Origin of the sequence: Ancylobacter aquaticus, from assembly GCF_004339465.1 — a bacterium.
In the GTDB taxonomy this organism is placed as follows: domain Bacteria; phylum Pseudomonadota; class Alphaproteobacteria; order Rhizobiales; family Xanthobacteraceae; genus Ancylobacter; species Ancylobacter aquaticus.
On sequence record NZ_SMFY01000001.1, the window covers coordinates 1,832,336 to 1,844,776 of the forward strand.

The 12,441-nt window shown below is 67.0% G+C and carries 14 protein-coding genes; 7 read left to right on the forward strand and 7 right to left on the reverse strand.

Features of this window, described 5'->3' with window-relative positions:
- Positions 1–170: 170 nt before the first annotated feature.
- The 4 genes from rplI to rpsF all read right to left on the reverse strand — a co-directional run bounded on the left by rplI (position 171) and on the right by rpsF (position 2,647).
- Positions 171–746 (reverse strand): 50S ribosomal protein L9, encoded by a 576-nt coding sequence (gene rplI / locus EV667_RS08485; protein WP_131834800.1) that lies wholly within the window; start codon positions 744–746, stop codon positions 171–173.
- A gap of 45 nt (positions 747–791) precedes the next feature.
- Positions 792–1,748 (reverse strand): DUF2232 domain-containing protein, encoded by a 957-nt coding sequence (locus EV667_RS08490; protein ID WP_131834801.1) that lies wholly within the window; start codon positions 1,746–1,748, stop codon positions 792–794.
- Positions 1,749–1,886: 138 nt separating this feature from the next.
- Positions 1,887–2,156, reverse strand: a complete 270-nt coding sequence (rpsR, locus tag EV667_RS08495) for a 30S ribosomal protein S18 (protein ID WP_018390316.1) — start codon at positions 2,154–2,156, stop codon at positions 1,887–1,889.
- Positions 2,156–2,647, reverse strand: coding sequence for a 30S ribosomal protein S6 (gene rpsF, locus EV667_RS08500; protein WP_131834802.1), 492 nt, complete (start codon positions 2,645–2,647; stop codon positions 2,156–2,158). The genes rpsR and rpsF overlap by 1 nt, the downstream gene beginning before the upstream one ends.
- Before the next feature lie 492 nt (positions 2,648–3,139).
- Here rpsF and fabD point away from each other — a divergent pair, with 492 nt between their 5' ends.
- From fabD to gmk, 7 genes are all read left to right on the forward strand, one after another.
- The gene (gene fabD, locus EV667_RS08505; RefSeq protein WP_131834803.1) at positions 3,140–4,090 is read left to right on the forward strand and encodes an ACP S-malonyltransferase; all 951 of its coding nucleotides are present in this window, start codon (positions 3,140–3,142) and stop codon (positions 4,088–4,090) included.
- A gap of 22 nt (positions 4,091–4,112) precedes the next feature.
- Complete coding sequence (gene fabG, locus EV667_RS08510; RefSeq protein WP_131834804.1) at positions 4,113–4,850, forward strand: 3-oxoacyl-[acyl-carrier-protein] reductase; 738 nt, start codon at positions 4,113–4,115, stop codon at positions 4,848–4,850.
- Between the two features lie 225 nt (positions 4,851–5,075).
- Complete coding sequence (locus tag EV667_RS08515; protein WP_131834805.1) at positions 5,076–5,312, forward strand: acyl carrier protein; 237 nt, start codon at positions 5,076–5,078, stop codon at positions 5,310–5,312.
- 73 nt (positions 5,313–5,385) lie between these two features.
- On the forward strand, positions 5,386–6,648 hold the full coding sequence (gene fabF / locus EV667_RS08520; protein ID WP_131834806.1) for a beta-ketoacyl-ACP synthase II: 1,263 nt from the start codon (positions 5,386–5,388) through the stop codon (positions 6,646–6,648).
- A 122-nt stretch (positions 6,649–6,770) separates the two neighbouring features.
- Positions 6,771–7,886 (forward strand): endolytic transglycosylase MltG, encoded by a 1,116-nt coding sequence (gene mltG, locus EV667_RS08525; protein ID WP_131834807.1) that lies wholly within the window; start codon positions 6,771–6,773, stop codon positions 7,884–7,886.
- An 85-nt stretch (positions 7,887–7,971) separates the two neighbouring features.
- Positions 7,972–8,859 (forward strand): YicC/YloC family endoribonuclease, encoded by an 888-nt coding sequence (locus EV667_RS08530; RefSeq protein ID WP_131834808.1) that lies wholly within the window; start codon positions 7,972–7,974, stop codon positions 8,857–8,859.
- Positions 8,860–8,864: 5 nt separating this feature from the next.
- On the forward strand, positions 8,865–9,527 hold the full coding sequence (gene gmk / locus EV667_RS08535) for a guanylate kinase (protein ID WP_131834809.1): 663 nt from the start codon (positions 8,865–8,867) through the stop codon (positions 9,525–9,527).
- Here gmk and rsmA read toward each other — a convergent pair.
- From rsmA to EV667_RS08550, 3 genes are read right to left on the reverse strand one after another with little or no spacing between them, the layout of a single operon-like run.
- Positions 9,500–10,384, reverse strand: coding sequence for a 16S rRNA (adenine(1518)-N(6)/adenine(1519)-N(6))-dimethyltransferase RsmA (gene rsmA, locus EV667_RS08540; protein WP_131834810.1), 885 nt, complete (start codon positions 10,382–10,384; stop codon positions 9,500–9,502). The genes gmk and rsmA overlap by 28 nt on opposite strands.
- Positions 10,385–10,393: 9 nt before the next feature.
- Positions 10,394–11,413 carry a 4-hydroxythreonine-4-phosphate dehydrogenase PdxA gene (gene pdxA / locus EV667_RS08545; RefSeq protein WP_131834811.1) on the reverse strand — a complete coding sequence of 340 codons (1,020 nt, stop codon included), beginning with the start codon at positions 11,411–11,413 and terminating at the stop codon, positions 10,394–10,396.
- 7 nt (positions 11,414–11,420) lie between these two features.
- The gene (locus tag EV667_RS08550; protein WP_131834812.1) at positions 11,421–12,401 is read right to left on the reverse strand and encodes a SurA N-terminal domain-containing protein; all 981 of its coding nucleotides are present in this window, start codon (positions 12,399–12,401) and stop codon (positions 11,421–11,423) included.
- Positions 12,402–12,441: the final 40 nt, after the last annotated feature.

Sequence of the window (12,441 nt, forward strand, 5' to 3'; positions counted from 1 at the left end):
GTCTCCGCTTGAAGACTGCCTGCCCATGCTCTGGGCATGTTTGTTACCTGCCGATCATTGCATCACACCCTTATTCGCCTCGCAACATGCCGCGAAGTGCCTCAATGCAAAAAAGCCCGGCCGTGACCGGCCGGGCTTTGCCTTCTGACGTATTACGTAACGTCAATTCTTCAGGCTTCCTCAGCCTCTTCCTCGGCGGCGGCCTCGTCATCGGCCGTCTCCAAGTATTCGCTCTCGTCCTCGTCCTCGTCGTCGCGCACGACGCTGAGGTCCTCACCGCGCGACTGGCGCTGGGCTTCCTCGGCGCTGCGGGCGACGTTGGCGCGGATCGACACCTCGACCTCGGGATGCAGCGTGACCGGCACGTCATGCACGCCGATGGTCTTGATCGGCTGGTTGAGGACGATCTGGCGGCGCTCGACCGAGAAGCCGGCAGCGGTCAGGGCGTCGGAGATGTCGCGGGTTGAGACCGAGCCGTAGAGGTGGCCGGTTTCGCCGGCCTGACGGACGAGCACGATCTCGGTGCCCTTCATCTTCTCGCCGACCTTGCTGGCCTCGGACTTGAGTTCGAGGTTGCGGGTCTCCAACTGGGCCTTCATCGAGTCGAAGCGACCCTTGTTCTCCTTGGTGGCGCGCAGCGCCTTGCCCGAGGGCAGGAGGAAATTGCGGGCATAGCCATCGCGTACGCGAACGACTTCGCCCATCTGGCCGAGCTTGGCGACACGCTCAAGCAGGATGACTTCCATTTCAGTTCTCCATTCAATGCGTCAAGGCGAAAAGTTTGGGTGGGTTCAGACGTCGTTGGCGGCCGGTGGGCGCCCAGGCGGACCGCCCTTTTTGAAGCGCTGGCGCACGCCGAACAGTGTTTCGGCGAGGCCCAGCAGCGCGAGCAGCGCGAAGGGCCAGCCCAGTGCGAGCGCGGCGATCCAGACCGTGGCAATGACCAGCGCGCGGCCAGCGGCACCGCGGGTGATCCAGTGGATGGTGGCGAGCCCGATGAAGGCGAAGGCCATGACCAGGGTGGAGGTCAAAAGCTGCGCCATCAGCCCGACGAAGCCGCCCGCCAGATTGGTGGCGATGAACGTGCCCACGAGCAGCACGGCAACCGGACGGGGAACTGAGATCGTCGCGAGATCCGGCCAGGGCCGCATCAGCCGGCCGGAGACGCGGGCGATGTGCGCGGCAAGCCAGAGATTGCCGATCTGCGTCACCATGGTGACGACGGCGGCCGCCGGCGGCATGATCAGGACCAGAAGGTCCACCATACGCTCGACATCCGGCCCGCCGGCGCCGGGGCTTTCTTCGAACATCGCCTGGAACAGCGTGCGCAGCGCTGCCTGATAACCCTCGACGCTTCCCGCCACCAGCGGGATCAACGCGGCCACCGCCAGGCAGCCGAGGATGGCAGCGGCGAGTACCACGCGGCCGACGGGGAACCATTCAAGCGGCGCGCCGGGCTGCGGCTCGCGCGCCATCAGGGCCAGATAGGAGAGCACATAAGCGGGAAGGCCGACGCCAGCGATATAGGCGAGGAGAAGCTCGACGCCGAAGAACACGCCGATGGCGACAGCCGCTGCCGAGGCGGCGATCAGCGCCGAGACGTGTGTCCAGCCGAGGCCGACGATCAGCACCGGAAGCGGAGCGAGGTAGAAGAGGGGGAGGGCAAGGGGGCTGCCGGTCGCGACGGTCGCAACCAGAAGCGCAGACGCCGCGCCGGCACCCAGCGCTATGAGCGAGTTCTGAACCATCGACTTGCTGTCCCGCCCTTAGCGGTTAGGGGTGGATCACCGTCCATCCCAGCCAAAGCCACCGGAATTCCGGGGCCGGTCGTCATCTTACGTCGTGAAGCGTCCCCGGCCGTGGCCGGGGACGAAGGCGCTACGCGATCAGCGGATCACGAAGGGCAGCAGGCCGAGGAAGCGCGCGCGCTTGATCGCCTGAGCCAGTTCGCGCTGCTTTTTGGCCGAAACGGCCGTGATGCGCGAGGGAACGATCTTGCCGCGCTCGGAAATGTAGCGCTGCAGCAGTCGCACGTCCTTGTAGTCGATCTTCGGCGCGTTGGCGCCGGAGAACGGGCAGGTCTTGCGACGGCGGAAGAAGGGGCGACGCGCGCCCGACGTGTTTGCGGCTGCGCCGCCGGTGCCACCGAAAGCCATCACTCAGTCTCCACGCTGGCCGGAGCCTCTTCGCGGTCACGGCGCGGGCCGCGATCGCCACCACGATCACCACCGCGGTCGCCGCCGAAGCTGCGCCCGCCGCCACCGAAGCCGCGATCACCGCCGAAGCCGCGATCACCGAAGCCACGATCGCCACGATCGTCGCGATCACGCTTCTGCAGCATGACCGACTGGCCTTCTTCAAGCTCTTCAACGCGAACGGTAATGAAGCGCAGGATGTCCTCGTCGATGCGCATCTGGCGCTCCATCTCGGCCACGGCGGCCGGCGGGGCGTCGATGTTCAGCAGCGAGAAATGCGCCTTGCGATTCTTGCGGACGCGATAGGTGAGGGTCTTCACACCCCAATACTCGACCTTGGGGACCGAGCCGCCATTCGCTTCCAGCACGCCCTTGAAGCGTGCCGTGAGTTCCTCGACCTGCTGCGCCGTCACATCCTGGCGCGCGAGGAACACGTGCTCATAAAGAGCCATGTGTCGTGCCTTTCCTATGTTCCGCACTATTGCGGCCATCGTCCCGACGCCGAGCCCTTCGAGCCCGGAAAGGCTCGAATATTCTCGAAGGCGGGGACACGGGACGACGCGAACCCTCGGATTCGCTGCCACGCCCGGCAAAAAGCCATGCGCAACCGTCCGTTCAGCCCCCGGCCGGGACTGACAGTGCGCGGGCTTATACGCGAAAAGAGCGGAAAATCAAGGTTCGATGGAAAAGCCGCGAGAGGGGGTCTGCGTATAAGCAGCCGCTCCGGCACCACCGCCTTCCGCATGCCGCCCTATATAAGAGTGCCGATGAGCTGCCAATGATGCGCCCCGGCTACCCCCCGACGGAGGATGCGCTGGCGCGCGCCTGTTTCAGAGGTTGAGAACCGCCGAGGTCTGGGCGACGGGGGGCATGCAGCTTGACATGGGACGCAGGGCGTTGTTCCTGCGGCCGCCAATTCAAAGAGGAATGGATATCGCAACGTCATGAGCATCGCGTTCGTTTTCCCCGGTCAGGGCAGCCAGGTCGTCGGCATGGGCAAGGCCCTCGCCGATCAGTTCCCGGTGGCCCGCGCGGTGTTCGATGAAGTTGATGCGGCGCTGGGCGAAAAGCTCTCCGCCATCATGTGGGACGGGCCGCTCGACGCCCTGACCCTGACAGCGAACACCCAGCCCGCCCTGATGGCGGCCTCTCTCGCTGCGTTGCGTGTGCTGGAAGCCGAAGCGGGGCTCGATCTCGCCCGTGACGCCGCCTTTGTGGCCGGCCATTCGCTCGGCGAATATTCGGCGCTCGCCGCCGCCGGCTCTCTCTCCATTACGGATACGGCGCGGCTGCTACGTCTGCGCGGCACCGCCATGCAGGCAGCGACGCCTGTTGGCACGGGTGCGATGGCGGCGATTCTCGGGCTCGACTTCGACAAGGTCGCCGCTGTCGCCGCCGAGGCCGCGCAAGGCGAGGTCTGCGACATCGCCAATGACAACGCGCCCGGCCAGGTCGTCGTCTCCGGCAATGCCGCCGCCGTCGAGCGTGCCTGCGAGATCGCCCGGCGCGAGGGCGCCTCGCGCGCCATTCCGCTGACCGTCTCCGCCCCTTTCCACAGCCGCCTGATCGCCTCCGCCGCCGACGCCATGCGCGAGGCGTTGGCCGGCGTCGAGGTTCGCGTGCCGCGCGTGCCGCTGGTCGCCAATGTGACCGCAGCCCCCGTCAGCGCGCCGGACGAGATTCGGTCTCTTCTGGTTCGCCAGGTGACGAGCACGGTACGCTGGCGCGAATCGGTAGCCTTCATGGCCGAGCAGGGCGTGACCCGGCTCGTCGAGGTCGGCACCGGCAAGGTGCTCGCCGGCCTCACCAAGCGCATCGCCCGTCAGGTGGCCGCCGTCAGTATCGGCGCGCCCGAGGACGTCGCCGCCTTCGCCGTCGCACCGGCGCAGGCTTGAGACAGCAATTCAGGAGGTTCCCATGTTCGATCTGACGGGGAAGACGGCACTCGTCACCGGCGCTACCGGCGGGATCGGCGGGGCCATCGCCAAGGCACTGCACGCGCAGGGCGCCACGGTGGCGCTCTCGGGCACCCGACGCGAAGTTCTCGAGGCGCTCGCCGCCGAGATGGGCGAGCGTACCCATGTGCTGCCCTGCGACCTCTCGAATATCGAGCAGGTGGAGCAGCTGGTGCCGCAGGCCGAAGAGGCCATGGGCGAGATCGACATTCTGGTCAACAATGCCGGCATCACCCGTGACGGGCTGTTCGTGCGGCTGACCGACGAAATGTGGGACACGGTGATTGCGGTGAACCTCACCGCCGGCTTCCGCCTGACCCGCGCAGCCGCCCGCACCATGATGCGCCGGCGCTCCGGCCGCATCATCGGCATCACCTCCGTTGTGGGCGTGACCGGCAATGCCGGGCAGGGCAATTATGCCGCCGCCAAGGCCGGCATGATCGGCATGTCCAAAGCGCTCGCCAAGGAAGTGGCGGCGCGCGGCGTGACGGTGAACTGCATCGCCCCGGGCTTCATCGCCACGCCGATGACCGAGGTGTTGAACGACAAGCAGAAACAGGCGATTCTCGCCGCTGTCCCGGCCGCACGGCTGGGGTCGCCGGAGGATATCGCGGCCGCCGCCGTCTACCTCGCCTCCAGCGAGGCCGGCTATGTCACGGGGCAGACGCTGCACGTGAATGGCGGGATGGCCATGATCTGACGAAGCCCGCCCAGAGCGCTGTTAACCCGCCCTTTACGGTGCTGGTTTTGGCGTTTGAAGTGTGCTAACAGCCGCCACGGCTCACAGGTTGGACACCGCAACTCCATCGCGGAAACGTTCAGGACATCCTGTAATCGGGGCAAAAAACAGGCCGCCAACGCCGCGTTCGCGCGGGGGCCAAATGGTATAACGTAGCAACCTCCGGATACGGACGAGGGTGAACCGATGAGCGATATTGCCGAGCGCGTGAAGAAGATTGTAGCCGAGCATCTGGGCGTCGAGCCCGAGAAGGTTACCGAGAATGCGAGCTTCATCGACGACCTCGGCGCCGACAGCCTCGATACGGTCGAACTGGTCATGGCCTTTGAAGAAGCCTTCAACTGCGAAATCCCGGACGACGCCGCCGAGACGATCCTGACCGTCGGCGACGCCATCAACTTCCTGGAAAAGAACGCGGCCTGATCGCCGCTCCCGCGCGCTGCGACGGTTCGCCCGTCGCGGCGCCACCTGATCAGAAGTTCTCCGGAGATATCGGATGAGGCGCGTCGTCGTTACCGGCCTCGGCATGGTGACGCCGCTCGGATGCGGTGTCGAGATTACCTGGCAGCGTCTGCTGGCCGGGCAGAGCGGCGCAAACCGCATCGAGAACTTCGACGTCTCGGACCTGCCGGCCAAGATTGCCTGCCAGCTTCCACGGGGAGACGGCACCGACGGAACCTTCAATCCCGACCAGTGGATGGAGCCGAAGGAGCAGCGCAAGGTCGACGAATTCATTATCTATGCCATGGCGGCGGCCCGTCAGGCGCTGGATGATGCCGACTGGCACCCCACCTCATATGAAGACCAGTGCGCCAGTGGCGTGCTGATCGGCTCCGGCATTGGCGGCCTTCAGGGCATCGCCGAGACCGCCCTGCTGCTGCAGGAGCGCGGACCGCGGCGCGTTTCCCCCTTCTTCATTCCTGGTCGCCTGATCAACCTTGCCGGCGGCTATGTGTCGATCGAGCACGGCCTCAAGGGGCCGAACCATGCGGTCGTCACGGCCTGCTCCACCGGCGCTCACGCCATCGGCGATGCGGCCCGTCTGGTCGCTTTCGGCGATGCCGACGTGATGGTCGCGGGAGGCACCGAATCACCGATCAACCGGCTGGCAATGGCGGGCTTCGCGGCCTGCCGTGCGCTGTCGACGAGCTATAACGACACCCCCGAAAAGGCCTCGCGCCCCTATGACCGGGACCGGGACGGCTTCGTCATGGGCGAGGGTGCCGGCGTCGTGGTGGTAGAGGCGCTGGAGCACGCTCTGGCGCGCGGCGCCAGGATCTATGGCGAGATTGTCGGCTACGGCTTGTCGGGCGACGCCTATCACATCACCGCCCCTTCCGAGGACGGCGACGGCGCCTTCCGCTGCATGACGGCAGCGTTGAAGCGAGCCGGCATCAGCCCGGCCGAAATCGACTACATCAACGCCCATGGAACCTCGACCATGGCGGATGGGATCGAACTTGGCGCCGTGCAGCGCCTGCTCGGCAACAGCGCCGCGACGGTCTCCATGTCGTCCACCAAGTCCGCCATCGGCCATCTTCTGGGCGCGGCCGGCGCGGTGGAGGCGATCTTCTCCCTGCTGGCGATCCGCGATCAGATTGCGCCGCCGACGATCAACCTCGACAACCCGTCGGTCGAGACGGCCATCGACCTCGTGCCGCACACGCCGCGCGAGCGGAAGATCGACTACGCGCTGTCGAACTCCTTCGGCTTCGGCGGCACCAATGCCTCCGTCGTCTTCAAGCGCTACACGCAGTGAACGCGGCGGGGCGAACGCTGGGGAACTGCGGTCTTTAAGACAGGCGTTTTCCCGCTTTCGCCATCTTTTCGGGTAGTCTGCCAGTGCGTTGCGCTGCCCGCGAACGCTAGGCGAGGCTTCCGATGACCGATCCGATCTCCCCGACGCCGGGAAAGTCCCCCGACCCGCACAAGGCGTCGCGCCGGGCGAATCATCCCCTTGTCGTCGCCGGCAGCATGGTGTTCACGCTTCTGATCGTCGCCATCGTGCTGGGGGGCGGCGCGCTGTGGATCGGCAAGGAACGCTTCTACGCGCCGGGCCCGCTGGCGCAGGACAAGGCCGTCATCGTGCCGAACGAATACGGCGTGATGGACATCGCCGACCTTCTGCTGAAGCAGGGCGTCATCGACGACAAATGGGTCTTCGTCGGCGCGGCGGTCGGCAGCCGCGCCTCGGGCAGGCTGAAGGCCGGCGAGTACGCTTTCACAGCCGGCGCCTCGATCCAGCAGGTTCTGGACACCATCGTCTCCGGCCGGGTGATCGAATACACCGTCACCGTCCCCGAGGGTCTGACCAGCGACCAGATCGTCGAGCGGCTGCTGGAGATGGCGGAACTGTCGGGCGCCGTGCGGCAGGTGCCGCGCGAAGGCAGCCTGATGCCAGACACCTACAAGGTCACGCGTGGCACCTCGCGCGAAGATGTGCTGCGCCGCATGGCCCGCACCCAGGACGCGACGCTGAAGGAAGTCTGGGCGAAGCGCGACCCCTCCCTGCCGCTGAAGTCGCCGGAGGAATTGGTGATCCTCGCCTCCATCGTCGAGAAGGAAACCGGCGTTCCCGAGGAGCGGTCCGAGGTAGCGGCGGTGTTCGTCAACCGACTCAACAAGAAGATGCGCCTGCAATCGGACCCGACGATCATCTACGGGCTGGTGCGCGGGAAGGGCCGGCTGGAGCGTCCGCTGACGCGCACCGACATCTCGACGCCCACGCCGTTCAACACCTATACGATACCGGCCCTGCCGCCGGCGCCGATCGGCAATCCCGGCCGCGCCTCGCTGGAGGCCACCGCCCGTCCGGCGAAGAGCGACAACCTGTATTTCGTCGCCGACGGCACGGGAGGGCACGCCTTTGCACCATCACTGGACCAGCACAACAAGAATGTCGCGCGCTGGCGCCAGATCGAGCGGGAGCGCAAGGTCGATCCAGGCGCCCAGCCCGCCGGCACGTCCGGCACGACCGGCGCCACCGCCGTCGATTGACCCAATAGCGGCGCGTCTGGCTTGAGGCCGGCGGCGGCCCCCGTTATGGTCCGCGCGCCGTCTGGCGACGGGGCAGGGGGATGGCATGACGCTGGCCAGCATGACGGGTTTCGCACGCACGCAGGGCATCAGCGGCGCGTGGAGCTGGGTCTGGGAGCTCAAATCGGTCAATGGCAAGGGTCTCGATGTCCGCCTGCGGCTTCCCGGGGGATGGGACGGCGTGGAGACGGGCCTCAAGCAGTCCGCCGCGCGCGTGCTCTCGCGCGGCAACGTCAACGCCAATCTCGCGCTCACCCGGGAGGACCCCGAGGTCAGCGTGCGCGTCAACGAGCAGGTGCTGCGCACCATCGCGCAATCGGTGCGCCGTGTCGCCGAGGAGCTTGGCGCTCCGCCGGTGCAGCTTGAAAGCCTCATCGGCTTGAAAGGCGTGCTGGAGATCAGCGAGGCTCAGGAGGGCGAGGCGGCGCGGGCGGCGCTGGAGGCGGCTGTCGTCGCCGGCTTCGCGCAGGCGCTGACTGAACTTGCCGCCATGCGCGCGCAGGAGGGCGCGGCTCTCGGCCTCGTGCTCATAGAACGGCTCGACGGGATCGCCGCGCTCACCGCCGCTGCCGAGGCAAACCCCTCCCGCCGGCCGGAGGCGATCCGTGCCAAGCTCGCCGACCAGTTGCGGGTGCTGATGGACACCGGCGCCAGCTTCGATTCGGACAGGCTGCATCAGGAAGCGCTGTTGATGGCGTCCAAGGTCGATGTGCGCGAGGAACTGGACCGGCTGGTGACGCATGTCGCCGCCGCCCGGGCCATGCTGGCGGAGGGCGGGGCCATCGGCCGCCGCCTCGACTTCCTCGCCCAGGAATTCAATCGCGAAACCAATACGTTGTGCTCCAAGGCCAATGACGTGTCGCTGACCGCCATTGGGCTTGAATTGAAGGGGCTGGTCGAACAGTTCCGCGAGCAGGTCCAGAACATCGAGTGAGCGCCATGACCAGCCCTTCCCAGATTTCCGTCGTCCGCCGCGGGCTGATGCTGGTGCTGTCTTCCCCTTCCGGGGCGGGCAAGTCGACGCTGGCGCGCCTGCTTCTCGAGAAGCACCCGGAGATCCATCTCTCGGTCTCGGTGACGACGCGCGACAAGCGCCCCAGCGAGGTGGAGGGCATTCACTACCACTTCATCAAGCGCGAGCGCTTCGAGAAGCTGCGCGACGCCGGAGACCTGCTCGAATCGGCGGAGGTGCATGGCAATTTCTACGGCACGCCGCGCGAAGCGGTGGAGAATGCGCTCGTTGCCGGCAAGGACGTGCTGTTCGATATCGACTACCAGGGCACGCTGCAGCTCTACGACAAGATGCGCACCGACATTGTGGGCGTGTTCATCCTGCCGCCCTCCGCCACCGAGCTGAAAACGCGGCTGGAACGTCGCGCCGAGGATGCTTCGGGCGTGATCGAGAAGCGGCTGAAGAACGCGCGCACGGAGATCGCGCATTGGGAACACTATGACTACGTGCTGGTCAATGAAGACCTCGGCGAGACCTTCCGAAGCCTCGAAGCCATACTCGCTGCCGAGCGCCTGCGCCGCGAGCGCCAGCTCGGCCTGCCGCCGATCGTCGACAGGCTCGATCAGGAACTGGCGACGCTGACATCCTGATCGGCGCCTGCGCGACGCATCGCCACCCATTCGTTGGCAAGGGCCACGAAGCCCTCGACCGTCACGCGCTCGGCGCGCTCGGTCGGGGCGATGCCGGCCGCCTCCAGCAGGGCTCCCGTATCCACGCCGAGGCTCTTCAGGCTCTGGCGCAGCATCTTTCGGCGCTGTCCGAAGCCGGCCTCGGTGACGCGTTCCAGCGCCTTGAGCGAGCAGGACAGGGGTGCTGGGCGGGGAACGATGTGAACCACCGACGACGTGACCTTGGGAGGCGGCACGAAGGCCGAGGGCGGCACGTCGAAGGCGATATGCGCCTGCGCCCGCCAGCCGGTCAGCACGGCGAGGCGGCCATAGTGATCGTCTCCCGGCGCGGCGACGATGCGCTCGGCGACCTCGCGCTGGAACATCAGCGTCAGGCTCTCATACCAGGGCGGCCAGGGATCGGCCGAGAGCCAGCCGACCAGCAGCGGCGTGCCGACATTATAGGGGAGGTTGGCGATGACGATGGCGCGCTCATCAGGCACGAGAAGGGCGCGATAATCCGTCTGGAGCGCGTCGCCCTCGATGACCTCCAGCCGCTCCGGATAATGCGCCGCCACCTCGGCCAGTGCCGCCACGCAACGGGCATCGCGCTCGATGGCAATCACGCGCCGCGCGCCGAGCGCGAGGATCGCCCGGGTCAGGCCGCCCGGGCCGGGGCCGACCTCTATCACGGTCAGCCCGTCGAGCCGGCCGGCCGTGCGCGCGATCTTCGAGGTAAGGTTGAGGTCCAGCAGGAAATTCTGCCCAAGGGATTTCAGCGCCGAGAGCCCATGATCCCGGATGACGTCGCGTAGCGGCGGCAGGCTGTCGATGCTCATCCGCCAGCCTCAGCCTTCCGCCCGCGCGGCGTCTCGCGCGCTGAGCCGGTGCGCCAGAAGCAGCGCCTCAATGAGACTGGAGGGATCGGCACGCCCGGTGCCGGCAAGGGCGAACGCCGTGCCATGGTCCGGCGACGTGCGGACGAACGGCAGCCCGAGCGTGACATTGACCGCGCGATCGAATGCGAGGGCCTTGGCCGGCGCCAGAACCTGATCGTGATAGGCACCGATGGCGGCATCATATGTGGCACGGGCTGCTGCATGGAAAAGTGTATCGGCCGGCAGCGGCCCGCGCACGTCCATTCCCTCCTGCCGGAGCGCCGCCACGGCGGGACGGGTGACGTCCTCGTCCTCGCGCCCCAGCGTGCCGTCCTCGCCTGCATGCGGGTTCAGCCCGCAAATGGCGAGGCGCGGGGCAGCGATACCGAAGCGGTGCCGCAGATCATGGGCAGTGATGCGAGTGGTCTCGATGAGCAGGTCGCGGGTGAACAGACGCGGGACATCGGCCAGAGGCACATGGATCGTGGCCGGCACGACGGCAAGGTCGGGCGACCAGATCATCATCACCGGGCGCGGCGCCGGTGTGGCGGCGAGATAAGCGAGATATTCGGTGTGACCGGGAAAGGCGAAGCCATCGGCATACAGCACGGCCTTGGAGATCGGGTTAGTCACCACGGCTGCCGCACGCCCGGCCTTCACCAGCGCCACGGCGCTGTCGATCGCCGCGCGGGCGAGGGGGGCACTGGTCGCGTCCGGCCGGCCGGGGGCGGCGGTGGTCGCCGGCCCGGCGGTAACAACCGGCAGGGCGTTGGGAAATACCGCAACGGCGTCATCTGACGTGCATTCCTGCACCGGCACGGCAAGGCCGAGAGCTTCGGCCCGGCGGCGCAGCAGGTTGGCATCGCCGGTGACGAAGAAGGGCGGCAAGGCCCGCGCGTCGCGCATCAGCCAGGCCGCGAGGGTGATGTCGGGGCCGATGCCGGCCGGTTCGCCCACTGTCAGGGCCAAGGCAGGCGAGGGGCGTGCCATGAGCCGGTCAGCGGTACTGGATCATGGCGGACTTGCGGGCATCGTCCAGCAGCTTCTTGGAGACCGAATCGAACTGCTTGTTCTCAAGCTCGGTGCGGACTTCGCGTTTCTGCGCGCTCTCGCCAACAACCTCGCGGCGACTGCAGATGGCGATCATCTCGATGCCGGCGCGGGTGACTTCCGGCGCCGTCATCTGGCCGACCGGCGTGTCGTCCATCACCTTGCGGACCGCCGCGCTCATGTCGGCCGAGGTCCGGATGACGGGATCGCGGACCACCGTCTCGCGCATGGCGCGGGCGGTCTGGACGCCAGTCTCGCAATCGGTGAACTGTTTGCGCAGGCCATTGGCCTCTGCCATGCGCCGCGAGCGTTCGCTAGGATTGGCAGTGCGGCCGACCACGAGGACGATCTGGCGCACCGTGTACTCGGTGGTGCGCTGCGCGCGTGTCAGGTCTTCGCCCTTCGACTCAAGCGCTGCGAACACGTCGGAATCGCGGATCGTCGAGGCAGACGAGAAACGCCCGCGCACATAGTTGTTCCAGACGTAGTCAGCCCGCATCTTCGTCTTGAGCATGCTGGCATCGAGGCCGGATTGCGCCAGCGCCTGGGTCAGTTGCTCCGACGAGCGGCCGCTGCGGCTGCCCATGCGGGCGAACATCTTCTCGATCTCATCCTTATCGGCGGTGACGCCGAAGCGCTCGGCGGTGACAATCTTCAGCCGCTGGTCGATCAACTCCTGCAGCGCTTCCTTCTGCGAGAGATTGCGGCGCTCGGTGAGCTGGGAGAGCTTGATGCGCTGAGCGACATCGAAACTGGTGATGGGCTGCCCCTGCACCAGAACGAGGATCTGCTGGGCGCTGGCGGGCGAGGGCGGGAGCGTGGTGACGGCGACGACCGCGCAGGCAAGGACCAGCGCGCGGACGAGCGGTCCCGCGACGCGATGACGACCGGCGCGCCAGCCATCCCGTATCCTAGACCGTCCGAGCATTTTCTCTCCACTCTTGCTGTCGGCTGGACGCAAGGAACGT

Bases quoted from the DNA above. Each gene is read 5' to 3' on its own strand.
- rplI (WP_131834800.1), bottom strand. From the start codon at position 746: ATGGAAGTCATCCTGCTTGAGCGTGTCGCCAAGCTCGGCCAGATGGGC.
- EV667_RS08490 (WP_131834801.1), bottom strand. From the start codon at position 1,748: ATGGTTCAGAACTCGCTCATAGCGCTGGGTGCCGGCGCGGCGTCTGCG.
- rpsR (WP_018390316.1), bottom strand. From the start codon at position 2,156: ATGGCTTTCGGTGGCACCGGCGGCGCAGCCGCAAACACGTCGGGCGCG.
- rpsF (WP_131834802.1), bottom strand. From the start codon at position 2,647: ATGGCTCTTTATGAGCACGTGTTCCTCGCGCGCCAGGATGTGACGGCG.
- fabD (WP_131834803.1), top strand. From the start codon at position 3,140: ATGAGCATCGCGTTCGTTTTCCCCGGTCAGGGCAGCCAGGTCGTCGGC.
- fabG (WP_131834804.1), top strand. From the start codon at position 4,113: ATGTTCGATCTGACGGGGAAGACGGCACTCGTCACCGGCGCTACCGGC.
- EV667_RS08515 (WP_131834805.1), top strand. From the start codon at position 5,076: ATGAGCGATATTGCCGAGCGCGTGAAGAAGATTGTAGCCGAGCATCTG.
- fabF (WP_131834806.1), top strand. From the start codon at position 5,386: ATGAGGCGCGTCGTCGTTACCGGCCTCGGCATGGTGACGCCGCTCGGA.
- mltG (WP_131834807.1), top strand. From the start codon at position 6,771: ATGACCGATCCGATCTCCCCGACGCCGGGAAAGTCCCCCGACCCGCAC.
- EV667_RS08530 (WP_131834808.1), top strand. From the start codon at position 7,972: ATGACGCTGGCCAGCATGACGGGTTTCGCACGCACGCAGGGCATCAGC.
- gmk (WP_131834809.1), top strand. From the start codon at position 8,865: ATGACCAGCCCTTCCCAGATTTCCGTCGTCCGCCGCGGGCTGATGCTG.
- rsmA (WP_131834810.1), bottom strand. From the start codon at position 10,384: ATGAGCATCGACAGCCTGCCGCCGCTACGCGACGTCATCCGGGATCAT.
- pdxA (WP_131834811.1), bottom strand. From the start codon at position 11,413: ATGGCACGCCCCTCGCCTGCCTTGGCCCTGACAGTGGGCGAACCGGCC.
- EV667_RS08550 (WP_131834812.1), bottom strand. From the start codon at position 12,401: ATGCTCGGACGGTCTAGGATACGGGATGGCTGGCGCGCCGGTCGTCAT.